Genomic DNA, 23,634 nt, shown 5'->3' with positions numbered 1-23,634 from the left:
ACTCCTGCCCTAATCTCCGTCAGGTGCGAAATCTCAGGTCAGGTGAGAATTGGGAAGGTGCGGGCCAGGAAACGCTTACACATGTTCCTCACCTCGGCCGCGCTCAGTGCGCTCGCACTGGATACCGCGCAGCTCTATGCCGCCCGCGTGCAGCTTCAGGTCGCGGCGGATGTCGCCGCCCATGCCGCCCTCTACAGCCGCGACAGCATCGACGAGCAGAGCGCCAAGGACCGTGCGCTCCTGCTCGCGCGCAACGCCCTGCCGAAGGGACGCTATGGCGATGTCCTGCTCGCGGAGGAGATCGAGTTCGGCACCTGGGACGCCGAGACCTGGACCTTCACCCCGAAGTCCGGCGCCCGCAGCGCCGTCCATGTCGGCACCGGTCGTCTGGCGCAGAAGGCCAACCCGGCCAGCGTCTTCTTGCTGCAATTCCTCGGGATCACGCAGCTCGACGTGCGCGCCGTCTCGGTCTTCGAGGCCTATATCCCCAAATGCCTGACCGAGGGGCTGGTCGCCGACGGCATCGTCGACATGCAGAGCAACAACTACGTCCACAAGGGGTTCTGCATCCATTCCAACACCCATGTCGAGCTGAACAACAACAACACGTTCGAGCCGGGCTCGGTCGTCTCGATGCCGGACAAGGCGGATGTCGTCACGCCGCACATGGATGACAGCTCCAATCCCGGCATGATCGACGCGCTGCACTCCTACGAATACCGGCTCCGCGTCCTCTCGCGCATCGAGGCGCTGATCGCCGGCGTCGCCGACCCCTCGAGCCGCTACATGCCCTCCTACATAAAGAACACGAATGTCGTGTCGATCAAGGGCAAGAACGTCCGGACCTCAGATCTGCGCAAGGGGCGCATCCACAGGATCGAATGCGCGGGAAACAACGTCTCGATCGATGCCGGCACGGTGATCGAGGAGATGGTCCTGATCACCGATTGCCCCGTCAGCTTCAACGGCGAGGTGACGATGATCAATTCGATCTTCGGCAATACGAGCCTGTCGAAACGCTCCTTCAACGGCTCATCGACGGTCGTGATGGGCCGCCGCGACAATTGCAGCCCGGGCGGCGGTGCGAGCATCGTGACGCGGGGCGGCATGGCCTTCGCCGCCAAGATCGAGCTGCACGGATCGCAATTCCTCGCCGGCGGGGATGTGAGCTTCTCGGCGCAGGGGCAGGTGATCGAGGGCGCGTCGATCATCGCGGGCGGACAGATCGATGCCGCCGCCAACAACGATTTCGGATATTGCAACGGTCGCGGTATGGAGCAGATCCTGTCGGCCAGTTCCTTCAGGCTCGCCGGCTGAGGCAGGTCAGGGCGCACGGCCGCTGGACAGTGCCGGCGTGGGGCGCGATATTGCCGGCATGAGTTTGCCCCCCGGATTCCTGGATGAGCTTCGCAGCCGGATCAGCCTGTCGCAGGTGGTCGGGCGCAAGGTCTCGTGGGACGCGCGCAAGTCGAACCAGGGCAAGGGGGACATGTGGGCATCCTGTCCCTTCCACCAGGAGAAATCCGCCAGCTTCCACGTCGATGACCGCAAGGGGTTCTTCTACTGTTTCGGCTGTCACGCGAAGGGCGATGCGATCGGCTTCGTGAAGGACAGCGAGAATGTCGGCTTCATGGAAGCGGTGCAGATCCTCGCCGCCGAGGCGGGCCTGCCGATGCCGCAACGCGATCCGGTCGCCCAGCAGCGGTCGGACCGGCGCGGGCAGCTGGCCGAGGTGATGGAACAGGCGGTGCAGTGGTTCAGGCTGCAACTGCGCAGCTCGGGCGCGCTGGGCGCGCGCGACTACCTCGAGGGACGCGGTATCGACGCGGATGCGGTCCAGCGCTGGGAGATCGGTTTCGCGCCCGAGAATGGCGGCCTCCTGCGTCACCTGCGCGAGAAGGGCATCGCGCCGGACCTGATCGAGGGCGCCGGGCTGGTGGCGCGCAGCGACCGCGGCGGTGATGTCTACGAGCGGTTCCGGGGCCGGATCATCTATCCCATACGCGATGCGCGGGGCCGGGCGATGGCGCTGGGCGGCAGGGCGATGGATCCCAACGCGCGTGCGAAATACCTCAACTCGCCCGAGACCGAGCTCTTCGACAAGGGGCGCAGCCTCTACAATCACGCCGCTGCCCGCGAGGCCGCCGGCAAGGGCGCGCCGCTGATCGTGGCAGAGGGCTACATGGACGTGATCGCCCTGGCCGAGGCCGGGTTCGCGGGGGCGGTCGCGCCTCTGGGCACCGCGATCACCGAGCATCAACTGCGCCTCTTGTGGCGGATCAGCCCCGAGCCGGTGATCGCGCTCGACGGCGATACCGCGGGGCTGCGCGCGGCGATGCGGCTCATCGATGTGGCCTTGCCGCTCCTGGAGGCGGGGCAATCCCTGCGCTTTTGCATCCTGCCGGAAGGGCGCGATCCGGATGATCTTCTGAGGTCCGACGGGCCGGGCGCGATCAAGGCGCTTCTGGAGCGCAGCGAGGCAATGGTCGACCTTCTGTGGCGGCGCGAGACGGAGGGCCGTCCGATCGACAGCCCCGAGCGGCGTGCGGCGCTCGACAAGGCGCTGCGCGAGGCCCTCGCGCGGATCGCCGATCCCTCGATCAGGAGCCATTACGCAGAAGCGATCAAGGAACGCCGGCAGACCCTCTTCGCGCCGCGCCGCACGGGATCCGAGGGCGGGCCTTCGCGCGGTTTCGGGCAGGGGCGCCCCCCGGGCGGCGCGTATGCCGGCGGGGGCGCGCGCGGGGGACGGCGCCCTCCTTGGGCACCGCTCGCGCCGGCGCAGGCCAGCACGCGGGCCTCGATCCTGGCCGCGGGCGATGCCAGCGTCGAGGACAGCCTGCGCGAGGCCGTGATCCTCGCCGTGCTGCTGCATTACCCCAAGCTCCTGGCGCGCTTCGAGGAGGATCTGGACCGCCTGGACTGTGCCAGGCCGGAATTTGCGCGACTTGCCGGCGCCCTGCTGGCGCATGCCGGAGCGCCGCCGGAGGCGTTGCGCGAAAACGTCGAGAGCGTTCTGGGCCGGGATGCTCTTGAAAATCTGATGGCGCTGCGCCATTTGAGCGTCGTGCCCGCCTTGCGGGATCCCGATGAGGACATGGCGGCGCTCTGTCTTGCCGAGGAATTCGCCAAGCTGGCCGCGAGACGTGGTGCGCGCCGCGAGATCGACGAGGCGGTCCAGGATTTCGACACGGTCGCCGATGAGGGGCTGACCTGGCGTCTGGGGCAGGCTGCGGAGGCACTGCAAAGGGCGCAGCGCAGCGAGACCGAGGACCGGACCGAATACGAGATCGCCCCGAACGGCGTGCGGATGAACCGGCGTGAGAAGAGCGCGCTTGATGGATTGCTCGACAAGATTGGCATGAGCAAAGAAGATAATTCGCGCAAATAGGTGACTGTGGGAAACCCCGTGCCTCTTTGCTAAGAGAATCCACGTAATTTGGTTTGCGAATCACTTCGGCAGACTGGATGATTCGCAGTGTTCCCTGATTCGTTGACCGGGGAGTGTGGAAGGAGTGCCGGATGGCCGCCAAGGACAATGACGATCGCAAACAGGACGATTCCGATGGCGAGGCGATGCTGGACATGAGCCAGACTGCGGTCAAGAAGATGATCGCCGAAGCGCGCGAAAAGGGCTACATCACCTACGATCAGCTCAATCAGGTCCTCCCGCCCGAGCAGGTCAACTCGGAGCAGATCGAGGATGTCATGTCGATGCTCTCCGAGATGGGCATCAACGTGATCGAGGACGAGGAAAGCGAGGACGAAGGCCGCAAGACCGGCACCGATGTCGCCGAGACCTCGAATTCGCGCGAAGTGGCCGTCTCCTCCACCGAATCGGAAAAGCTCGACCGCACCGATGATCCGGTGCGCATGTACCTGCGCGAGATGGGGTCGGTCGAGCTTCTCAGCCGCGAGGGTGAGATCGCGATCGCCAAGCGGATCGAGGCCGGCCGCAACACGATGATCTCGGGGCTCTGCGAGAGCCCGCTGACCTTCCAGGCGATCACCATCTGGCGCGACGAATTGCTCAACGAGGACATCCTGCTGCGTGATGTCATCGATCTGGAGACCACCTTCGGCCGCTCGATGGGCGAGGAAGGCGAGGAGGGCGAGAGCCCGGTCGTCGAGGGGCTTGCCGCCGGCGAGACCAAGAAGCCCGAGACCGATGGCCGCTCCGAGCTCGATGCCGACGGCAACCCGATCAAGCAGGACGATGACGAGGAAGAGGACGACCAGACCAACATGAGCCTCGCGGCCATGGAGGCCGCTCTCAAGCCGCGCGTTCTGGAGATGCTCGACGTCATCGCCGACAACTACACGCAGCTCTCCGAGATGCAGGATCAGCGGATGTCCGCGACGCTCAACGAGACCGGCTCGTTCAGCAAGTCCGCGGAAGCCAAGTACCAGAAATTGCGCAGCGAGATCGTGCTCCTGGTCAACGAGCTGCACCTGCACAACAACCGCATCGAGGCGCTGATCGACCAGCTCTACGGCATCAACCGCAAGATCATGTCGATCGACAGTGCCCTCGTAAAGCTCGCCGACCAAGCGCGGATCAACCGCCGCGAGTTCGTCGACGCCTATCGTGGTCACGAGCTCGACCCCGCCTGGATGGACAAGATGTCCGAGCGTCCGGGGCGCGGTTGGAAGGCGTTCATCGAACGGTCGGCGCCCAAGATCGAGGAGCTGCGCGGCGAGATGGCCCAGGTGGGCCAGTATGTCGGCGTCGACATCTCCGAGTATCGCCGCATCGTCCAGCAGGTTCAGAAGGGCGAGAAGGAAGCCCGTCAGGCCAAGAAGGAAATGGTCGAGGCGAACCTGCGGCTCGTGATCTCCATCGCCAAGAAATACACCAATCGCGGCCTGCAATTCCTTGATCTCATTCAGGAAGGCAATATCGGCCTGATGAAGGCGGTGGACAAGTTCGAGTATCGCCGCGGCTACAAGTTCTCGACCTATGCGACATGGTGGATCCGGCAGGCGATCACCCGGTCCATCGCCGATCAGGCGCGCACGATCCGCATCCCCGTGCACATGATCGAGACGATCAACAAGCTGGTGCGGACCGGGCGCCAGATGCTGCACGAGATCGGCCGCGAGCCGACGCCGGAAGAGCTGGCCGAGAAGCTGCAGATGCCGCTCGAGAAGGTCCGCAAGGTGATGAAGATCGCCAAGGAGCCGATCTCCCTCGAGACGCCGATCGGCGACGAGGAAGACAGCCAGCTCGGCGATTTCATCGAGGACAAAAACGCCGTTCTGCCGCTCGACAGCGCGATCCAGGAGAACCTCAAGGAGACAACCACGCGGGTTCTGGCCAGCCTCACCCCGCGCGAGGAGCGTGTGCTGCGGATGCGTTTCGGCATCGGCATGAACACCGATCACACGCTCGAGGAAGTCGGCCAGCAGTTCAGCGTGACGCGCGAGCGGATCCGGCAGATCGAGGCGAAAGCGCTGCGCAAGCTCAAGCATCCCTCGCGTTCGCGCAAGCTGCGCTCCTTCCTCGATCAGTGAGGGCCGTGCGGTGACGGATGATGGCTCTGCGGACGGGGCGGGGGCGGTCGAAGCGATCATTGCGGATCGCGGGCTTGGCGACATGCGTGCCGCCTTCGCGGCGCGCCGGGAGCTTTATGAATGGCCGCTGCTGACCTATCTGCAGGCCGATATCGTGCGCGAGCTCGACCCCGGTGAGGCGCTCGAGCCCGAGGACGAAATCAACTTCGTCGAGGCCGTGCTCCAGGCGACCGGCTTCGGGATGCCCGGCGCCGTGATCTTCTGCCGCCGCGAGGATGGCGGCTGGTGGATGGTGCATGCCGAGTGGGACGCCTTCGCCTTCTACGCGCTCCCGCCCGACGCGGGCTCGCACGCGCTCGTGCCGCGGCCCGACTTCTGGGCGCTGCGGCCGAACAACGATCCGGACCGCGGTCAGACGCAACCCATGCTGAACTGAGGGGATCAGGTCCGGATGATCCGCGAGATCGAGATTGCCACGCATGGCCCCGGCATGACCGAGATTACCGCGCAGGAGGGGCAGGGGCTTCGCGGTGACGGGCTCCTGACCCTCTTCGTTCGCCACACCTCCTGTTCCCTGCTCATCCAGGAGAATGCCGATCCGGACGTGCAGCGCGATCTTGGCGCTTTCCTAGAGCGTCTCGTGCCGCCGGCGAGCGATGCCGCGATGCGCTACCTGGTCCATGTCGCCGAAGGGCCGATGACATGCCAGCCCATATCAAGGCGGCGTTGCTGCCCACTAGCCTGCAGATCCCGGTGCGCGGCGGGCGGCCGATGCTGGGCCAGTGGCAGGGCATCTATCTCGTCGAGCACCGCGATGCGCCCCACCGGCGGCGCGTCGCGGTGCATTTCGCCTGAACGCAGTTCCGGTCATCCGGTCGGCATGACGTAGATCTCCTGGATGGCGGCGCGGGGACCCGCGGTGATTGCATGCAGGACCGATGCCGCGACATCCTCGGGGTGCAGCTTGTCGGGCTTGCCCTCGTCGAAGAACTCCGTGTCGACCATTCCGGGCGCGATGACGCAGCACCTGCCGCCCCATTCACGCATTTCGTCGGCCATGTTGCCGGCATAACCGTGCACGAACCACTTGCTCGCACCATAGATCGAGCCCTTGATGTGCTGCCGCCCGGCGGCGGAGCCGGTCATGACCAGCGTGCCCTTCGAGCGGCGCAGGGCGGGCAGAACGGCGCGCGTGGTATAGAGCACCCCCATGACGTTGACCTCCACGAGGCGGCGCCATTCCTCGGGATCGCCCTTCTGCGTGCCGGCGGTCTGCAGGCCCATCCCGGCATTGGCAAAGGCGGCGTCGAGCCGGCCGAAATGCTCCTCGCACCGCGCGGTTGCCGCCTCGAGGCCCGCAAGGTCGGTCACGTCGCCCTGAAGGCTCAGCGCGGCATCGCCGATCTCGCCGACAAGAGCGTCGAGACGGTCCGCGCGCCGCGCAAGCATCGCCACGTTCCAGCCGGCACCGGCCGCGGCGCGAGCGGTTGCGGCGCCGATGCCCGAACTGGCGCCGGTGATCAGGATCGTCGGTTTAAACATGCTCGCTCCTTTTGATGACTGAAGGATGAACGCCCCCGACCCGCACCGGGTTCAAAGCTGTATCTTGCGGCGGATCAACGACACTACCCAATTTGTGGCGGGCAGCCTATAGTGGTGGGTGTTGGGGGCGACCTGTCAGCGAGGGGGATTTCATGCGCTGTCCGTTTTGCGGAAACATCGACACACAGGTGAAGGATTCCCGGCCTGCGGAGGATCATGTCGCGATCCGGCGGAGGCGATTCTGTCCTGCCTGCGGTGGCAGGTTCACCACCTATGAACGGGTGCAGCTGCGCGATCTCGTGGTCATCAAGACCAACGGACGGCGCGAGGATTTCGACCGTGACAAGCTCGAGCGGTCGATCCGTATCGCGTTGCAGAAGCGCCCCGTCGATCCCGAGCGCGTCGACCAGATGATCTCCGGCATCGTCAGACGGCTCGAGAGCCTCGGCGATACAGACATCCCCTCGAAGGCGATCGGCGAGATCGTGATGGAGAGCCTCGCGCGGATCGACACGGTCGCCTATGTGCGTTTCGCCAGCGTCTACAAGAACTTCCAGGCCGCAGACGATTTCGATCGTTTCGTCAGCGAGCTGCGCCCGCCGCCCGCCGAGGAGTGAGCCGCGTGAGCTCCGCGTCCGATCGCGCCATGATGCGCCACGCGCTTGGCCTCGCGCGGCGCGGGCTCGGCAATGTCTGGCCCAACCCGGCCGTCGGCTGCGTCATCGTGAAAGACGGGCGCGTCGTGGGGCGGGGATGGACGCAGCCCGGCGGCCGTCCCCATGCCGAGGCGATGGCGCTCGCGCAGGCGGGGCCGCTGGCCGCTGGCGCCGAGGCCTATGTCACCCTCGAACCCTGCGCCCATCACGGGCGTACGCCGCCCTGCGCCGAGGCGTTGGTGCGGGCCGGCATCGTCCGTGTCGTCAGCGCCCTCGGCGATCCGGATCCCCGGGTCGCGGGGCGGGGTCACGCGATGCTGGAGGCGGCCGGGATCGCAGTCCTGCAGGGTGTCATGGCCGAGGAGGCCGCCCGTTTGCAGCAGGGGTTCCTGTGCCGGGTGGTGCAAGGGCGCCCGATGGTGACCCTGAAGCTGGCAAGCACGCTCGACGGGCGCATCGCCACCGCTTCGGGCCAGTCGCGCTGGATCACCGGTGCGCAGGCCAGGCGCCGGGTCCATGCGATGCGTCTTGCGCATGATGGCGTGCTGGTGGGCGCGGGAACGGTGCGTGCGGATGATCCGATGCTCGACGTGCGCGGTTTCGGCGCGGTGCGGCAACCTTTGCGGATCGTGGCGGCACGAAAGGGGATCGCTCCCGAAAGCCGTCTGGTGCGGTCGGCCCGGCAAAGCCCGCTCTGGGTGCTGCATGGCGCGCAGATGAGCGAGACGCAGCGCACCGACCTCGAGGTCGCGGGCGCGCGCTGCCTCGAGGTCGAGACGGGGTCCGGCGGGGAGGGGATCGCGCCCGGGGCGATGATGGCCCGCCTTGCGGCGGAGGGGCTCACGCGTGTCTTTTGCGAGGGAGGGGGGCAGCTGGCGGCATCGCTGCTCGGCGCGGGCTGTGTCGACCGGATGGCGGGCTTCGTCGCCGGCAAGATCATCGGCGCCGAGGGACGTGCGGGGATCGGGCCCATGGGGCTGGGCGATCTCGGGGCGGCGCCGGGCTTCGTGCTGGCGCATGTCGAGCGTTGCGGCGAGGATGTCCTTGCGCAGTGGGACCGCGCGCCCGGCTGACCAGTCTTTCGCGGTCCGTCAGCGTCTTATCGCAAGCAGTCAGCGCGCAGATCGCAGCCCGGCGGTCGCGAGCAGGCCCTGCAGCTTCGAAAGGCTGCGCAAGAACGGGCCACGGCCATGCAGCTTGCCCTCCGCAAGCCGCTCGACGATCACCTCCGGGGTGCAGGGCAGGCCCGAGACCGGATCGCGGTAGCGCGGGTAGTCGATGAGAACCGCGTGCACGAGCTGATCGAGGCTGGGACGTGCGGTGCGGCGGGCGGCGGTCCGGACGGCATGCGCAGTCCCGCCCGCCCCATCGGGCGGCCCGACATCATGCGTCAGGCCCCATCCCGCATAAAAGGGCATGCCGGTGCAAACCACGGGGAGACCGCGCAGCAGCGCCTCGAAGCCGACGAGGGAGGTCATCGTCCAGAGCTCCTCGACATGGTCCAAGAGGGCCACCGGATCGGCTTCGGGCGCGTTTGCATCGGCAAGGCCGGCCAGCATCGCGGGTTCCACGGCGCCGCGCCGCAACCCCGCTTCGACATCGGGATGGGGTTTGTAGAGGATCGCTGCATCCGGGCGCGCGGCGCGGCATTGCGCAAGCAGGCCGCGATTGCCGCCGCAACCGGGCGCGCCGCAAAGGATCGAGGCATCGTCTTCCACCTGTCCGGCCACGAGGATGCGCCGGCGGCCGGGGGGCAGGGCCGCGAGCGCATCGGCGGCATCCGAGCCGCCGAGATTGTATTTCGACAAGCCATGCGCAACCAGCGCCCGCCTGAGCCTTGCGGCACGCTCTTCGGCGTGACCGGGAAGATTGGCAGCGGCGCCGATCAGCCGCTCCAGCCGGCTTGGCCGCGCCGGATCGTAATAGATGCCCAGATCGTCGCGCACCAGCGAGAGCGGCGGCACGAGCGCTGCCCCGAGACCGCGCGAGCGCAGGAAGCCGTCCTCGACGCGGATCACCGGTGCCGAGGCGAGGCTCCCCGGGGGCGGTGCCTCCGCGTTCCCCATGCGCCCCGCCCAGACCAGGAGGGACCTTCCGGTGGCGGCCGCGCGCCGCGCCGCGCGCTCCGGCGGATCGCCGAAGCTCAGGCGGCCATGGCCCCCGAACATCGTGCGGATCACCGGGCGTTTCCACAGCCGCATGCCGGCGGCGACATAGCCGCCGCGATCCTCGCGCCAGGTCCGGGCCTGCGCGCCGAGCGCCTCCATGGCATCCTCGAAGCGGCCGATGCGGTCACGCCAGGGGTCGTACCAGACGGGGTAGAGGATCATCGCGCCGGCGAAGAGCTGCGCGCGCGTCAGGCGCCGGCTGCGGCGCGGGACGGGGCTCTCGTCCTGCGTGAGCCCCCAGCCGCCGTAGAAGGGCTGCCCGAAGATGCGCGGGCGATGTCCCGCGAGGATCGCCTCGAAGCCCAGCTGCGAGGTGACGGCATAGACCCCGACCGCCCCCTCGAGCATCGTCCAGGGGCTCACGGGCGTATCGAGAAGCTGGGTGCGCGCGTCCAGATCGGATGGCCCGTAATGTCCGGCGCGGTAGCCTTGTGCCGTTTCGGGATGGGTCTTGATGACGATCCGGGCGCCGGGATTCTCGATCCGCGCGAAGGCCAGCATCTCGGCAAAGAGCGCGGCGGAGCCGGCGCCATGCTCGATGGAGGCATCGCCGCGCGTCTGGTCCACCACGAGGACATAGCCTGGCTCCGGCAGGGGGGCCGCGGGATCGACAGCGCAATACTTGCTCAGGTGCAGCGCCTGCATGCGCTGTATCCCGGCGCGGGCGCGGTCGAGAAGGGCGGTATCGTCGAGCGGATGGCCGGCAAGGAGATGTTCCAGATCGGACGGGGCGGCACTGTCGAAATAGGCGCCGCGCCTGTCGATCAGCAGCCCCATCGGCGGCTCGCCGGCACGTCCGGGATGCAAGGAGCGCAGGAAGGGATCCTCGAGGCGCAGGATATGCGCGCCGCGCCGCGCCGCCACGGCCTCGCCGCGATGCGCGGCGCCCGCCCGGCCCCAGACCGCGACATGCCCCTCCGCGCGCGGCAGCCCCAGGGCAATGCGCCAGCCCAGCAGTTCGAGGATACGCCGCCGGCGTCCGAGCAGGAAGCCGCCCCCGAAGACATGCAGCGGGTGCGGCCCGGACGGCTCCGCCGCGCCCTGGCCGGCAGGAGGCCGCCCGCTGCCCGCAGCCCGGGTCAGTTGGCGCCGAAGGAGGCGAAGCTGTCGGCGGAATTCACGGTCCCGCTCAGCGCGCTGACCGTCTTGGTCCAGGTCACGTAGGGCGCCTCGGTCACGTAGACGGTATCGCCGTCGCGGATCAGGAAGTCGCGTGCCTCGAACATGCCGGTCGGCGCCGTCAGGTCGAGCACGTAGACCATCCGCTGCGTGCCGTTCAGATCGTCGCGCGCGAGCACCTGCTCGGCGATCTCCTCGGGCTCGTTGCGGAAGACGAAGACGCCGGTGGGATCGGCAAGCGCGGGATTGAGGCCGCCGACGCGGGCGATCGCCTCGATGGCGCTTATCGTGCGGTCCTCGAAATCGACACGGCTTTGCGTGCCGGTCGCGCCCAGCGCCGTGAAGGAGCGGTTGTCCTGCTCGATGATGATGCGGTCATTGTCACGCAACGCGATGTCGACCGTGGGATCCTGGTAGAGGTCCTCGAACCAGATCCGCCCCGTCTCGCGGCCCCGGATCAACGTCACCTGCGCCACTTCGGACGGGATCGCGATGCCGCCGGCCCGCGCCAGCATCGCCGACAGCGTGCGGGTGGGACGCTCGATCGGGTAGACGCCCTGCGCGCCGACGCCGCCGACCACCGAGACGGTCGCGCCGTTGCCGGCGAGGCGCCGCACCTGGACCTGCGGATCGGGGGTCTGGCTGTCGAGCTTGCCGGTGATGATCCGGCGGATCGCCTCCGGCGAGTTGCCCGCCGCCCTGATCCGCCCGGCATAGGGCACGAAGATGAAGCCGGCGCCATCGACCTGCACTTCCTCGAGGATGGTGGAGTTCAGGCCGCGATCGGTGAGCAGCCCGTCCTCGACGTTCTCGTAGATGGTCAGCCCGAGCGTATCGCCGGGACGGATCGTGTCCGACCCGACAAGACCGGCGGCATTGAAGCTGCCGGGAAAGCCCAAGGCGGGAACGACGGCGGTGGCGCGGGTGACGCGCTCGTTGACGGAGACGACAAAGGCGTCGCCCTGGCGCTGAACGGAGCCTTCGAAGATCTCGGCCTTCGTGGGGCCGGAGCGCGGTAGGGCACAGCCGGCGACGATGGCCGGAAGCACCACGAGGGCAAGCGATCTGGCCCAGCGCGATTGTCTGATTCTCACTGCTCGGTCTCCTCGACCTTATTGTTCTGCCTCGGTCTTTTGAGAGGCAAATTACCCAGATAGTGGCAAAAAAGCTAGGCGATGCGATGCACTGTCAGATGGCCGCGCGCAACTGTTGCCGGGGGGACGCTGTGCCTTGCGAAAGTTGCGTATAGGGATCTTCGGCCGCGAGCAGCAGGTCGACGACCTGCCTGAGCAGTTGCCGGCGGCCGCTTGCCGAGTAGAAGCCGCCGGCGATCTGCGATGTTTCGAGAAGGTAATGCCTGTAGTCGCGATAGGCCCGCGCGTCCGGGCGGGTGGGAGCGGCGAAGAACTCGGCGATCGGCTGCGTGGATGCGAATTCGGGCTTGTTGTAGACCGCCTCGCCGAAGGCCTTGAGCGGCAGGCCCCGCCAGAGCGCCTGCTGCGCGGCGGTCGAGTTGACGGTGACCGCGCTTCTGGCGTGATCGAGAAGGGCGGCGAGCTTGCCGCCACGGATGTAGTGAACCCGTGCGCTCACGCCGTGGCGCGCGGCGAGGCGGCGCACGGCGCCGCGCTGGTCCGAGCGGCCGTCCTCGAGCGGATGGGCCTTGAACACGAGATGATGATGACCCGGCGCGCCATCGGCGAAGCCGGCGATGACGGTCTGCAGGAAATCGTCCATCCGCGTGAAGGGGGAATGGTCGCGAAAGCTGCTGTCATGGTCGAGCTGCAGCAGGGCCAGGTGATAGGGAAAGCCGCCGCGCCGAACGGCACGGGTCGCGATCAGGCGATCGGCGGCGAGGAAGGGCATCAGCATCAGGCGCCGCAGATAGAGCCTGAACTCCTGGGCCACGCTGATGCCGCGATGCGGCGCGAAACCCTTGTAGCGCGCGTTCCCGAAGAGCACGAAGGCATGGTAGAGCGCCCCGTAGAAAACATGGTTCCGCATGTCTCCCCAATGCGCCGGGGCCTCGCTCTGCTCCAGCTCGCTATCGGCAAGGGCGGCCTGCATCTCGGCGACGGCGGTGCGCATCAGCCGCGAATGGCCGTTCGCCCCGCCGCGCTCGTAGCTCACCCAGTAGGGGCGCAGGTACCCTTCCTCGAAGACATGCACGGTCGCCCCGCGGCCGCGGGCCTGCCGGACGGCCTCGGCATGTGTGGGGCGGGTGTCGCCATAGAGCACGATATCGGTGATCCGGTGTTTCTCGAGCAAGCCGGCAAGGGTGCCTGGCCAGGCCTCGGGCGCATCGGTGAAGGCGACATAGCGGGCCTTGTCAGGCCAGAAGGCGGCATCGCCGCGGTTGAAGCCGACCCGGAGCACCTCCGCCCCCGCCATGCGCAGCATCGCGCCCAGCCCCGCGAAGAACGGTCCATGGGGGCCTTGCAGGAACAGGAATCTGCGGCCGGTGCCGGTGATCGTCGCCATTCGTCCTCCCGCCTTGCCATCATTTCGCCGAAAGCTTTCCCGGTCTGCCCCACGGCATCCTGCGCCGCGCCGCCACGGTGCCGCCCCGCAGGATGCCCCGAACGGTAGGCGCCGGGCAAGGGGCGGTCGGCCCTCCGGGCCAAGATGCCGCCGCGCTGGTGCAGGCTTGCCCCCCCGCGGCGCAGGGGGCATAGATCGGAGCCTGAAGCAACGCGGAGGAGCGCCCCCCATGTTCACCGGCATCATCACCGATATCGGAGAGATCCTCGAAACCGAACGCCGCGGCGACCTGCGCGCGCGCATTGCCACGAATTACGCGCTCGACGGGATCGCCATCGGTGCCTCGATCGCCTGCGACGGTGTGTGCCTCACGGTGATCTCCACCGGTAAGGAGCCGCGCCCCTGGTTCGATGTCGAGATATCGGCGGAGACGCTCTCCAAGACCAACATCGCCGAGCGCGGCTGGCCGCCGGGGCGCAGGATCAACCTCGAGCGGGCGCTCAGGGTCGGCGACGAGCTCGGGGGGCATATTGTGTCGGGGCATGTCGACGGGGTGGCCAGGATCACGCAAATGCGCGAAGAGGGCGACAGTACCCGCGTCACCCTCGAGGCGCCGTCGGAGCTGGCGCGGTTCATCGCGCCCAAGGGGTCGGTCGCGCTGAACGGCGCATCGCTGACGGTCAACGAGGTCGAGGGCGCCCGGTTCGGGATCAACTTCATCCCCCATACCAAAACGGCGACCACCTGGGGCGACGCGGCCGTGGGCGATCCGGTCAACCTCGAGATCGACACTATGGCGCGCTATGTAGAGCGGCTGCGCAACTGGGACTGACCTGCTGGGCGGCCCGCGCAAGGCGGTCATGCGCGGCGGAAGGCTGGCCAAGCGCGGTCCGCTGCGCTATTGCCCCCGCAACGCCGATCCGCCTGCCGAAAAGCGAGCCGCCATGTCTCAGCCCGTCCTGTCAGAATACCACGATGCCGTCTCCCAGATCGAGGAGATCATCGAGGATGCCCGCAACGGGCGCATGTTCATCCTCGTCGATCACGAGGATCGCGAGAACGAGGGCGATCTCGTCATTCCCGCGCAGATGGCCACGCCCGACGCGATCAACTTCATGGCGATGCACGGCCGCGGCCTGATCTGTCTCAGCCTCACGGGAGCGCGGGTCGACGCGCTCGGCCTGCCATTGATGGCATCCTACAATTCCTCGCGCCACGAGACGGCCTTCACCATCTCGATCGAGGCGCGGGAGGGCGTGAGCACCGGCATTTCCGCCCATGACCGTGCCCGAACCGTGGCCGTGGCTATCGATGCGGGCAAGACCGCCGCCGATATCGCGACGCCGGGCCATGTCTTTCCGCTGCGCGCCCGCGATGGCGGGGTGCTGGTGCGCGCGGGTCATACGGAGGCGGCCGTGGACATCTCCCGCCTTGCCGGGCTCAACCCGTCGGGCGTGATCTGCGAGATCATGAACGAGGACGGCACGATGGCGCGCCTTCCCGACCTCGTGAGCTTCGCGCAGCGTCACAACCTCAAGATCGGGACGATCAGCGATCTCATCGCCTATCGCCGCCGGCACGACAACCTCGTCGGCAAGAAGAGCGAGCAGGTCATCCAGAGCGAATTCGGCGGCGAGTGGACGATGCGCGTCTATACCGACGAGACGCAGGGCGCCGAGCATATCGCGCTGATCAAGGGCGACATCACCGGTGACGATCCGGTGCTGGTGCGCATGCACGCGATGGACCCCATGCTCGACGTGGTGGGTACGGGCGGCAAGGGCCGCGCGGCGGAGTTCGGCGATGCGATGACGCTGATCGCGCAGGAGGGCCGCGGCGCGCTCGTGCTGCTGCGTGATCTGCATATGAAGCTCGATGACGGTCACGAGGCCTCGCCCCAGACGCTGCGCCAATACGGGCTCGGCGCACAGATCCTCTCCAGCCTCGGGCTGTCGAAGATGATCCTTCTCACCAATTCGCCAAAACCCAAGGTGGTCGGGCTCGAGGCTTACGGGCTCGAGATCGCCGGCACCCGCAAGATATCGGAGATCGGCTGATGGCCGGAGCCTCGCATTACACCCCGCCAATGCCCGAGTTCGACAAGGCACCCCGGCTTCTGATCGTCGTGGCGCCCTATTACCGCGACATCGCCGACGATCTCCTGGCGGGCGCGCGGGCGATGATCGAGGGCGCCGGCGGCGCGCATGAGACGGTCGAGGTGCCCGGCGCGCTCGAGGTGCCGACCGCGATCCGCATCGCGCAGCGCACCGGCGATTTCGACGGGTATGTCGCGCTGGGCTGCGTGATCCGGGGCGAGACGACGCATTACGAGACGGTGTGCAATGACAGCAGCCGTGCGCTCACGCTGCTCGGGCTGGACGGCTGCTGCATCGGCAACGGTATCCTGACGGTGGAAACCCATGCGCAGGCCGCGGTGCGCGCTGCCCCGGGAGAGCAGGACAAGGGCGGCGGGGCGGCGGCTGCGGCGCTCCACCTGATCGCCCTGTCGCGCAGATGGTCGCGCGCGCCCAGCGGGATCGGCTTCAAGCCGGGCGGAACGCGGAGCGCACAGTCATGAAGCCTGTCGATCAGAAACGACAGATGAAATCGGCATCGCGCCTCTACGCGGTTCAGGCGCTCTTCCAGATGGAGCATTCCGCGCTGACCATCGACCAGGTTCGCGCCGAGTTCGAGACGCATCGCTTTGGCGCGGTCTATGACGACGAGGAGATGGCCGAGGGCAATGTCGACCTTTTCAGGGCCCTTCTCGAAACGGCGGTCGAATTCCAGGGACGCATCGACCAGATGACCGACCGGGCGCTCGTGGCCAAGTGGCCGATCGACCGGATCGATCCGACCTTGCGGGCCCTGTTCCGGGCCGCGGGGGCGGAGCTGCTGCGCAGGTCGGCGCCGCCGCGTGTCGTCATCAACGAATTCGTCGACGTGGCGAAGGCCTTCCATCCCGAAGGCCGCGAGGCTCGCTTCGTGAACGCGGTCCTCGATCACATGGCCCGCGAGGCGCAGCCCGACGCATTCTGAAGCCCTGCCCGGCGTGACGCGACGGCTTGGAGAGCACTCCCGGCCGGGCCGGCACGGTGCGCCTTGGTATTCTCGACGCCCTCTGCGCCCGTTGCAGCGTCTTCGCCATTTCCGAAAGCATCACGAAAACGGCCGGTCCCTTGCGGGGCCGGCCGTGTTCATTCGCGCGTGCAAGGAGCGGATCAGAGCAGCGACTGCACCTTGGCCGAAACGGCCTCGGCGGTGATGCCGAACTTCTCGAAAAGCTCCTCGGCGGGGGCGGAGGCGCCAAAGCCTTCCATGCCGACGAAGCCGGCCTTCTTCGCATTGCCGCGCTCGCCGCTGAGCCAGCGGTCCCAGCCGAAGGGCGAGGCGGCCTCGACCGCGACGCGCACCGGGCCGGGGGGCAGGATGCGGCGGCGGTAGCTCTCGTCCTGCTCCGCGAAAAGCTCCTGGCAGGGCATCGAGACGACACGGGTGCCGATCTTCAGCTCATGCAGCAACTCGCGCGCGGCGAGGGCGACGGACACTTCAGAGCCGGTGGCGATGATGATCGCCTGCCGCTTGCCCTCGGCCTCGGCCAGCACGTAGGCGCCCTGCGCGGTCAGGTTCTTCTGCTTGTGCTCGGTGCGCACGGTCGGAAGGTTCTGACGGCTCAGCGCGAGGGCCGAGGGGGTCTTCGCGGAGGTCAGGGCGATCTCCCAGGCCTCTGCGGTCTCGACCGTGTCGGCGGGGCGGAAGACATGCAGGTTCGGCGTCGCGCGCAGCATCGCGAGATGCTCGACGGGCTGGTGCGTCGGGCCGTCCTCGCCAAGGCCGATGCTGTCATGGGTCAGCACGTAGACGGCGGGAACCTGGCTCAGGGCCGACAGGCGGATCGCGCCGCGCGCGTAGTCGGCAAAGCACATGAAGGTGCCGCCATAGGGGCGCACGCCGCCATGCAGCGCCATCCCGTTCATCGCGGATGCCATCCCGTGCTCGCGGATGCCGTAATAGATGTAGCGGCCCTTGCGATCCTCGGCGCTGAACGTGCCAAGATCCTTGGTCAGGGTGTTGTTCGAGCCGGTGAGATCGGCCGAGCCGCCGACGGTCTCGGGCATGATCGGGTTCACTACCTCGAGCACCATTTCCGAGCTCTTGCGGGTGGCGAGCTTGGGCGCGGACTCGCTGATCTGCTTCTTGAGCGCCCGGATCGTCCCCGCGAGTTTCTTGGGGGCCTCGCCGGCCAGCATCCGCTCGAACTCGCCCTTGCGGCTCGCCGACAGCCCGTTGAAGCGGTCCTGCCATTCTGAGCGCTTGGCGCCACCGCGGCGGCCCATCTCCTCCCACTGTCCCTTGATGTCGGCGGGAATGTCGAAGGGGCCATGCGGCCAGCCGTAAGCCTCGCGCGCATCGGCAATGAGCTGCGGATCGGTCAGGGCGCCGTGACCCTTGGAGGTGTCCTGCGCCGAGGAGCCCAGCGCGATATGGGTCCTGCAGGCGATCATCGAGGGACGCGGATCGGCCTTGGCTGCGGTCAGCGCGGCGTCGATCGCCTCGGGGTCATGGCCGTCGATCTCCTGCACATGCCAGCCGGAGGCCTTGAAGCGGGCCTGCTGGTCGGTGCTGTCGGCGATATCGACCCGGCCGTCGATGGTGATGCCATTATCGTCGAAGAGCACCACGAGCTTGCCGAGTTGCAAGTGGCCGGCGAGGGCGATCGCCTCCTGGCTGACACCTTCCATCAAGCAGCCGTCGCCGGCGAAGACATAGGTGTGATGGTCGACGATCTTCTTGCCGAAACGGGCGCGCTGGATTTCCTCGGCGATGGCGAAGCCGACCGAGTTGGCGATGCCCTGGCCGAGCGGTCCGGTCGTGGTCTCGATCGCGTCCACGAGGAAGTTTTCGGGGTGGCCGGCGGTACGTGCGCCCAGCTGGCGAAAATTCTTCACCTGGTCGAGCGTGATCTGCGGATCGCCCAGCAGGTAGAGCAGCGAATAGATCAGCATCGAGCCATGGCCGTTCGACAGGATGAACCGGTCGCGATCGGGCCAGCCGGGATTGGCGGCATCGAACTTGAGATGCTTGCCGAAAAGCACGGTCGCGATATCGGCCATGCCCATCGGGGCGCCGCTATGTCCGGAATTGGCCTCGGCGACGGCGTCGAGCGTGAGCACGCGGATCGCGGTCGCCTTCTGCCAATGATCGGGATGCGTCTCGCGCAAAGTGGCTATGTCCAAGGGTCCTGTCCTTTTCGGGTACGGTGTCACGGCGCTCGGCGCGTGATAAGCGAGAGGGGGGGGCAACTTCAAGCGTCACGGCGCGAAGCTGCGCCCGCGCCCCGACAAGGGGGGCTGAAATCGGGTTTGACTTGCGATTAAGTGGCACGAAGACAGTGACCGGCGATTCGGTGCAATCTTGGGGCACGTGCCCGCGCCCGCGCCGGGACAGGAAGGACAGGCCATGATGAACGAGTTCACCCAATTGCAGCAGCGTCTCGACGCCGCCCTGGAGCGGATCGAGGCGGGGCTTGCCGGTCTGGAGCCGCCCCGCCCCGAACCGGAGCCGGCCGAGGTCGAGGGCCCGAAACCGGAAGAGTTGCAGGCCGAGCTGGAGGAGGAGCGCGCCGTCAACGCGACCCTCGAGGCTCGCGTCCTTGCAATCAAGGAGCGGCAGGAAACCCGCGTCGCCGCCCTCGAGCGGGACCTGGCCGATGCCCGGCGCGCGCTCGGCGTGCTCGAGCCCGACCGCCACCGGCTCAAGCAGGTCATCGATGCGCTGCGCCGGTCCAACACCGCATTGCGCGAGGCCAACCGGGCGGGCATGGCCGAGCCCGGTCTGATCGACGAGGCGATGCGCACCGAGCTCGAGGCGCTGCGGGCCGAGCGCGACAGCGACCGCGCCGAACTCGAGGCGCTCCTGGGCGCACTCGCACCACTCATCACCAAGGAAAAGGAGGCTCCGGCCGATGCCTGAAGTCAAGATCTCGATCGGCGGGCGCGATTACGAAGTCGCTTGCCAGGAAGGGGAGGAGCATTTCCTGCAAAACGCCGCGGCGCGCCTCGCCGCCGAAGCGGATGTGCTGGGCTCGCAGATCGGCCGCATCCCGGAGCAGCGCATGCTCCTGATGGCGGGGCTGATGCTCGCGGACCGGACATCGGGACTGGACGAGCAGGTGCGCTCGCTCGAAACCCGCGTGCGCACGCTCAGCCGCGAGATCGACACGCTGCGCAACGCGCCCGAGCCCGAACCCCAGACGATCGAGGTCCCCGTGGTGCCCGACGAGGTCAACGAGGGGCTTGCCACATTGTCCGAACGCATCGAGGCGCTGGCGCGTCAGGTCGAGGAAAAGGCAGCGGGCTGAGCCGGCCTCATCCACCGCGCGCGGCCACGCGGGACGGGTCGGCGTGGGTGCATGATGACACGAAAAAAGGGGGAACGCCGGCGCCGGCATCCCCCCTTTCCATCACGGCAGCCCGGGCCCGTTTCGGCAGACCCCGTGCGGCTCAGCCGTTGGCTTCGCGGATCTTGTCGGCGGCATCCTTGTCGAAGGCCACGCCGTTATCGCTGAACAGCTGGTCCAGCTCGCCCGACAGGGTCATCTCGGTGATGATGTCGCAGCCGCCGACGAACTCGCCCTTGACGTAGAGCTGCGGGATCGTCGGCCAGTCGGAATAGTCCTTGATGCCCTGGCGGATGCCCTCGTCGGCCAGAACATTGACGTCCTCGTAATCGACGCCCATGAAGTTCAGGACGCCGGCGACACGGCTCGAGAAGCCGCATTGCGGCATCGACTTGGTGCCCTTCATGAAGAGCACGACATCGTTGCTTGTGACGGCATCGGCGATGCGGTTTTCGACGGGCTGGGTTTGCGGGCTCGTTTCGGTGCTCATGGATTGCATCCTCATCGGGTGAATTTCAGATCGTGTATCGTGGCGGCGCTTGCAGCGCAGATAGGCATTCGGGCGGCCGGCGTAAAGGTGGCGGCCCGAAGGTCATCGGGACCGTTTAGCGGGCGGCACGAAGAGCCGCGCATAGTCATCGGGATCGCGCGGCACCGTGAAGCTGTAATCCTGCCCGCCGCCGCCACCACCCGAATGGTAACTGGCGTCGATCACATGCGTACCCTTGCCGGGCGGGCTGCCGCGCGGGCGGCCGCGTTCTGCACGCACCACGAAGGTCGCCCGCAATCCCAGCAGAACGAGGATCGCCGCCCCCAGGATCGCTGAGACGGCAAGGCTGCTCACTCGGGCACCTTGGTCGTCAGCGCGAGGGCATGCAGCTCGCCGGCCGATCCGTCCATCTTGCCCTTCAGGGCCGCATAGACGGCACGCTGCTGCTGAACGCGGTTCTTGCCGCGGAAGGATTCGTCGACCACCTCCGCGGCATAATGATTTCCGTCCCCCGCGAGATCGGTGATCGTCACGCGTGCCTGCGGGAAGCTTTCCCGGATCAGGGCCTCGATTTCATTCGCCTGCATGGCCATCGCTGGTCGTCCTCCGTTTGCCCCCGGAATGTAGGGCCGGGCCGGGGGCGGTGCAAGCAGGGCGGTCAGCCCAGCCGTGCCTCGAAGCTGTCGCTCCACAGTGACAGGTATTCGGAGAAGGGACCCGAATGGCCCCCGATGCGGAGCTTCTTACCGCCGAATTTGCCCACCGTCTCGATGGCGATGCCCTGCCGGTAGCCCTCGCTGAGCAGGAACTCGGCCGCGTCGAAGGTGCAGGCGACGAGGTAGCGCGCCTGGTCTTCGCCGAAGAGTTGCCCGATATCGCCGCTGTCGAGCGTCAGGCCGACACCGCCGGCGGCCGCCATCTCGAACGCGGCGAGGGCAAGGCCGCCATCGGAAAGATCGCTCGCCGCGGTGATCCATTGACGGTTGGCGAGCAGGAATTCCCCGTGCCGTCTCTCCAGTTCGAGATCGACGGGGGGCGCGTCGCCCTCCTCGCGCCCGAACGCCTCGGCCATGAGGGCCGACTGCCCCAGATGTCCGTGTGTCTCGCCGATCACCAGCGCGACACATCCCGAATGGGCGGTGCCCGCGATGAGCTGCGCGGCATCGTCGATCAGGCCGACCGCGCCGATCGTCGGGGTGGGCAGGATGCCCGAGCCATCGGTTTCGTTGTAGAGCGAGACGTTGCCGGACACGATCGGCATGTCGAGCGCGCGGCAGGCCGCACCGATCCCCTCGATCGCGCCCACGAACTGTCCCATGATCTCGGGCTTTTCGGGATTGCCGAAATTGAGGTTGTCGGTGGTGGCGAGCGCCCTGGCGCCGACGGCCGTGAGGTTGCGATAGGCCTCCGCCACCGCCTGCTTGCCGCCCTCGACCGGGTTCGCCTTGACGTAGCGCGGCGTCACGTCCGAGGTAAAGGCGAGCAGCTTGCGTGTGCCATGCACCCGCACCACGCCGGCACCGAGACCCGGCGCGCGCACCGTATCGGCCATCACCTGCGTGTCATACTGCTCGTAGACCCAGGCTTTCGACGCGTAATTGGGCGAGCCGAGAAGGGCCTCCAGTGCGGCGAAGGGCCCGATCTGCGGAATGTCCTCGAGGGGCGCGGGAATGGGGCTGCGCTCCCACGGGCGGTCGTATTCAGGCGCGGTGCCCGATAGGGCCTTGAGAGGAAGGTCGGCCTTGGTCTCGCCGTTATGCGTGATGAGGAAGCGGTCCTCGGCAATCGTCTCGCCGACGATGGCGAAGTCGAGATCCCACTTGTCGAACACCGCCTTGGCCTCGGCCTCGAGCTCGGGCCTGAGCACCATGAGCATCCGTTCCTGCGACTCCGAGAGCATCATCTCGTAGGCGGTCATGTCGGCCTCGCGCACGGGCACGTTCTCAAGATCGAGCCTTACGCCGAGATTGCCCTTGTCGCCCATCTCCACCGCCGAGCATGTCAGGCCGGCCGCGCCCATGTCCTGGATCGAGATCACGGCGCCGGTTGCCATCAGCTCGAGGCAGGCCTCCATCAGGCTCTTTTCGGTGAAGGGATCGCCGACCTGGACGGTGGGCCGCTTCTCCTCGATCGTGTCGTCGAACTCGGCGCTGGCCATCGTGGCCCCGCCGACGCCGTCACGTCCGGTCTTGGCGCCGAGATAGACAACCGGCATCCCGACGCCCGAGGCCGCCGAGTAGAAGATGCTGTCGGCGCGGGCGAGACCGGCGGCAAAGGCGTTGACGAGGCAGTTGCCATTGTAGGAGCGGTGGAAGCGGACCTCTCCGCCGACGGTCGGCACGCCGAAGCAGTTGCCATACCCGCCGACACCTTCGACCACGCCATGCACCAGCTGCCGCGTCTTGGGGTGGTCCGGCATCCCGAACGAAAGCGCGTTCATCGCCGCAATGGGACGCGCACCCATCGTGAAGACGTCACGCAGGATGCCGCCCACGCCGGTGGCCGCGCCCTGGTAGGGCTCGATATAGGAGGGATGGTTGTGGCTCTCCATCTTGAAAACCACGGCCAGCCCATCACCGATATCGACGACGCCGGCATTCTCGCCCGGCCCGCAAATCACCTGCGGCCCCTCGGTCGGCAGGGTGCGCAACCATTTCTTGGACGATTTGTAGGAGCAATGCTCGTTCCACATGGCCGAGAAGATACCGAGTTCCGTGAAGGTGGGATCGCGGTTCAGCAGGCGCAGGATCTCACCGTATTCGCTGGTGCTCAGCCCGTGGGCTGCGATCAGGTCATCGGATATTTGGGGCTCGGTCATGCGGGTCCTCTGGTGGCGTGCGGTTACACGTTCTTAACGGCTGCGGCGGGAGGGGGAAAGGGCAGGCGGCCCGGTAGCCCGCAGGCGCGGCCCCCGGGTTCGGAAATCCCCTCAAGACGGGGCGGAGAGTTTCCCGTGCGCGAAAAGGGCGGATGCCGCGTCTTGGCTGGGGGAGAATGATTGCCTGTTTCGGCAAGGCCGGACGGTTTGGCCCGGGTGAAAGGGCCGCATTCGGCAAAGGCGCATGGCCAAGGTGGCACCGGCACTCCCGCAGGGCGGTGATGCCGGAGCGGCACCGCCCGGCGCGGGGCAAGCCGAGGGGGACGACGGATCGGGGCCCACCCATCCGATCGCCAAAAAAAAGGCCGAGCATGAAGCTCGGCCAAGTCCAACAGGGAGGTAGAATGCACGAGAGCGAATCTTCGTGCGTTCTGATGGAGGAGCTA

The 23,634-nt window shown here is 67.3% G+C and carries 21 protein-coding genes and 1 pseudogene; 13 read left to right on the top strand and 9 right to left on the bottom strand.

What is annotated here, in order from left to right:
* The first annotated feature begins 81 nt into the window (after positions 1-81).
* The 5 genes and pseudogenes from PMES_RS10110 to PMES_RS10090 all read left to right on the top strand — a co-directional run bounded on the left by PMES_RS10110 (position 82) and on the right by PMES_RS10090 (position 6,369).
* Positions 82-1,317, top strand: coding sequence for a TadG family pilus assembly protein (locus tag PMES_RS10110; protein WP_159965593.1), 1,236 nt, complete (start codon positions 82-84; stop codon positions 1,315-1,317).
* Positions 1,318-1,375: 58 nt separating this feature from the next.
* Positions 1,376-3,391, top strand: a complete 2,016-nt coding sequence (gene dnaG, locus PMES_RS10105) for a DNA primase (RefSeq protein WP_159965592.1) — start codon at positions 1,376-1,378, stop codon at positions 3,389-3,391.
* A gap of 131 nt (positions 3,392-3,522) precedes the next feature.
* Positions 3,523-5,514, top strand: coding sequence for an RNA polymerase sigma factor RpoD (gene rpoD, locus PMES_RS10100; protein ID WP_159965591.1), 1,992 nt, complete (start codon positions 3,523-3,525; stop codon positions 5,512-5,514).
* Between the two features lie 10 nt (positions 5,515-5,524).
* The gene (locus PMES_RS10095) at positions 5,525-5,950 is read left to right on the top strand and encodes a hypothetical protein (RefSeq protein WP_159965590.1); all 426 of its coding nucleotides are present in this window, start codon (positions 5,525-5,527) and stop codon (positions 5,948-5,950) included.
* Between the two features lie 15 nt (positions 5,951-5,965).
* Positions 5,966-6,369, top strand: a pseudogene (locus PMES_RS10090) (secondary thiamine-phosphate synthase enzyme YjbQ).
* A 12-nt stretch (positions 6,370-6,381) separates the two neighbouring features.
* Here the strand turns inward: PMES_RS10090 and PMES_RS10085 are convergent.
* Entirely contained in the window at positions 6,382-7,056 is a 675-nt protein-coding gene (locus PMES_RS10085) for an SDR family oxidoreductase (protein WP_159965589.1), read from the bottom strand.
* A 152-nt stretch (positions 7,057-7,208) separates the two neighbouring features.
* Between PMES_RS10085 and nrdR the strand changes: the two genes are divergently transcribed.
* Entirely contained in the window at positions 7,209-7,673 is a 465-nt protein-coding gene (gene nrdR, locus PMES_RS10080; RefSeq protein ID WP_159965588.1) for a transcriptional regulator NrdR, read from the top strand.
* 29 nt (positions 7,674-7,702) lie between these two features.
* Complete coding sequence (gene ribD, locus PMES_RS10075) at positions 7,703-8,785, top strand: bifunctional diaminohydroxyphosphoribosylaminopyrimidine deaminase/5-amino-6-(5-phosphoribosylamino)uracil reductase RibD (RefSeq protein WP_328809154.1); 1,083 nt, start codon at positions 7,703-7,705, stop codon at positions 8,783-8,785.
* Between the two features lie 39 nt (positions 8,786-8,824).
* On the opposite strand, the gene PMES_RS10070 is transcribed toward ribD, so the two are convergent.
* From PMES_RS10070 to PMES_RS10060, 3 genes are all read right to left on the bottom strand, one after another.
* A complete protein-coding gene (locus tag PMES_RS10070; protein ID WP_438943237.1) occupies positions 8,825-10,963 on the bottom strand; it encodes a capsule polysaccharide biogenesis protein in 2,139 nt (712 codons plus the stop codon).
* A complete protein-coding gene (locus PMES_RS10065; RefSeq protein WP_159965587.1) occupies positions 10,960-12,093 on the bottom strand; it encodes a polysaccharide biosynthesis/export family protein in 1,134 nt (377 codons plus the stop codon). The genes PMES_RS10070 and PMES_RS10065 overlap by 4 nt, the downstream gene beginning before the upstream one ends.
* 94 nt (positions 12,094-12,187) lie before the next feature.
* Positions 12,188-13,480 carry a capsule polysaccharide biogenesis protein gene (locus PMES_RS10060; RefSeq protein ID WP_159965586.1) on the bottom strand — a complete coding sequence of 431 codons (1,293 nt, stop codon included), beginning with the start codon at positions 13,478-13,480 and terminating at the stop codon, positions 12,188-12,190.
* Between the two features lie 229 nt (positions 13,481-13,709).
* Between PMES_RS10060 and PMES_RS10055 the strand changes: the two genes are divergently transcribed.
* From PMES_RS10055 to nusB, 4 genes are all read left to right on the top strand, one after another.
* On the top strand, positions 13,710-14,312 hold the full coding sequence (locus PMES_RS10055) for a riboflavin synthase (RefSeq protein WP_159965585.1): 603 nt from the start codon (positions 13,710-13,712) through the stop codon (positions 14,310-14,312).
* A gap of 112 nt (positions 14,313-14,424) precedes the next feature.
* On the top strand, positions 14,425-15,537 hold the full coding sequence (gene ribB, locus PMES_RS10050) for a 3,4-dihydroxy-2-butanone-4-phosphate synthase (protein ID WP_159965584.1): 1,113 nt from the start codon (positions 14,425-14,427) through the stop codon (positions 15,535-15,537).
* The gene (locus PMES_RS10045) at positions 15,537-16,058 is read left to right on the top strand and encodes a 6,7-dimethyl-8-ribityllumazine synthase (protein WP_159965583.1); all 522 of its coding nucleotides are present in this window, start codon (positions 15,537-15,539) and stop codon (positions 16,056-16,058) included. Before ribB ends, PMES_RS10045 begins: the two co-directional genes overlap by 1 nt.
* Positions 16,055-16,519, top strand: coding sequence for a transcription antitermination factor NusB (gene nusB, locus PMES_RS10040; RefSeq protein ID WP_159965582.1), 465 nt, complete (start codon positions 16,055-16,057; stop codon positions 16,517-16,519). The genes PMES_RS10045 and nusB overlap by 4 nt, the downstream gene beginning before the upstream one ends.
* A gap of 182 nt (positions 16,520-16,701) precedes the next feature.
* On the opposite strand, the gene tkt is transcribed toward nusB, so the two are convergent.
* Positions 16,702-18,717 (bottom strand): transketolase, encoded by a 2,016-nt coding sequence (gene tkt / locus PMES_RS10035; RefSeq protein WP_159965581.1) that lies wholly within the window; start codon positions 18,715-18,717, stop codon positions 16,702-16,704.
* A 226-nt stretch (positions 18,718-18,943) separates the two neighbouring features.
* On the opposite strand from tkt, the gene PMES_RS10030 reads away from it, so the two are divergent.
* On the top strand, positions 18,944-19,453 hold the full coding sequence (locus PMES_RS10030; protein ID WP_159965580.1) for a hypothetical protein: 510 nt from the start codon (positions 18,944-18,946) through the stop codon (positions 19,451-19,453).
* Positions 19,446-19,841 carry a cell division protein ZapA gene (locus PMES_RS10025; protein WP_159965579.1) on the top strand — a complete coding sequence of 132 codons (396 nt, stop codon included), beginning with the start codon at positions 19,446-19,448 and terminating at the stop codon, positions 19,839-19,841. The genes PMES_RS10030 and PMES_RS10025 overlap by 8 nt, the downstream gene beginning before the upstream one ends.
* Before the next feature lie 142 nt (positions 19,842-19,983).
* On the opposite strand, the gene grxD is transcribed toward PMES_RS10025, so the two are convergent.
* The 4 genes from grxD to purL form a co-directional block, all read right to left on the bottom strand.
* Complete coding sequence (gene grxD, locus PMES_RS10020; RefSeq protein WP_159965578.1) at positions 19,984-20,370, bottom strand: Grx4 family monothiol glutaredoxin; 387 nt, start codon at positions 20,368-20,370, stop codon at positions 19,984-19,986.
* 102 nt (positions 20,371-20,472) lie between these two features.
* Positions 20,473-20,724: a hypothetical protein gene (locus PMES_RS10015; protein ID WP_159965577.1), complete on the bottom strand. Its 252-nt coding sequence runs from the start codon at positions 20,722-20,724 to the stop codon at positions 20,473-20,475.
* On the bottom strand, positions 20,721-20,963 hold the full coding sequence (locus PMES_RS10010; protein ID WP_159965576.1) for a BolA/IbaG family iron-sulfur metabolism protein: 243 nt from the start codon (positions 20,961-20,963) through the stop codon (positions 20,721-20,723). Before PMES_RS10010 ends, PMES_RS10015 begins: the two co-directional genes overlap by 4 nt.
* A 65-nt stretch (positions 20,964-21,028) precedes the next feature.
* Entirely contained in the window at positions 21,029-23,188 is a 2,160-nt protein-coding gene (purL, locus tag PMES_RS10005) for a phosphoribosylformylglycinamidine synthase subunit PurL (protein ID WP_159965575.1), read from the bottom strand.
* Between the last annotated feature and the right edge of the window lie 446 nt (positions 23,189-23,634).

It is taken from the genome of Profundibacterium mesophilum KAUST100406-0324 (genome assembly GCF_009835145.1).
Lineage (GTDB): Bacteria > Pseudomonadota > Alphaproteobacteria > Rhodobacterales > Rhodobacteraceae > Profundibacterium > Profundibacterium mesophilum.
The sequence above is the reverse complement of the archived record's forward strand: the minus strand, read 5'-3'. Positions and strand labels throughout refer to the sequence as shown.

Bases quoted from the DNA above. Each gene is read 5' to 3' on its own strand.
- grxD (WP_159965578.1), bottom strand. From the start codon at position 20,370: ATGAGCACCGAAACGAGCCCGCAAACCCAGCCCGTCGAAAACCGCATC.
- dnaG (WP_159965592.1), top strand. From the start codon at position 1,376: ATGAGTTTGCCCCCCGGATTCCTGGATGAGCTTCGCAGCCGGATCAGC.
- PMES_RS10025 (WP_159965579.1), top strand. From the start codon at position 19,446: ATGCCTGAAGTCAAGATCTCGATCGGCGGGCGCGATTACGAAGTCGCT.
- purL (WP_159965575.1), bottom strand. From the start codon at position 23,188: ATGACCGAGCCCCAAATATCCGATGACCTGATCGCAGCCCACGGGCTG.
- PMES_RS10045 (WP_159965583.1), top strand. From the start codon at position 15,537: ATGGCCGGAGCCTCGCATTACACCCCGCCAATGCCCGAGTTCGACAAG.
- nusB (WP_159965582.1), top strand. From the start codon at position 16,055: ATGAAGCCTGTCGATCAGAAACGACAGATGAAATCGGCATCGCGCCTC.
- PMES_RS10010 (WP_159965576.1), bottom strand. From the start codon at position 20,963: ATGGCCATGCAGGCGAATGAAATCGAGGCCCTGATCCGGGAAAGCTTC.
- PMES_RS10085 (WP_159965589.1), bottom strand. From the start codon at position 7,056: ATGTTTAAACCGACGATCCTGATCACCGGCGCCAGTTCGGGCATCGGC.
- ribD (WP_328809154.1), top strand. From the start codon at position 7,703: ATGATGCGCCACGCGCTTGGCCTCGCGCGGCGCGGGCTCGGCAATGTC.
- PMES_RS10030 (WP_159965580.1), top strand. From the start codon at position 18,944: ATGAACGAGTTCACCCAATTGCAGCAGCGTCTCGACGCCGCCCTGGAG.
- PMES_RS10055 (WP_159965585.1), top strand. From the start codon at position 13,710: ATGTTCACCGGCATCATCACCGATATCGGAGAGATCCTCGAAACCGAA.
- nrdR (WP_159965588.1), top strand. From the start codon at position 7,209: ATGCGCTGTCCGTTTTGCGGAAACATCGACACACAGGTGAAGGATTCC.
- PMES_RS10060 (WP_159965586.1), bottom strand. From the start codon at position 13,480: ATGGCGACGATCACCGGCACCGGCCGCAGATTCCTGTTCCTGCAAGGC.
- rpoD (WP_159965591.1), top strand. From the start codon at position 3,523: ATGGCCGCCAAGGACAATGACGATCGCAAACAGGACGATTCCGATGGC.
- PMES_RS10110 (WP_159965593.1), top strand. From the start codon at position 82: ATGTTCCTCACCTCGGCCGCGCTCAGTGCGCTCGCACTGGATACCGCG.
- ribB (WP_159965584.1), top strand. From the start codon at position 14,425: ATGTCTCAGCCCGTCCTGTCAGAATACCACGATGCCGTCTCCCAGATC.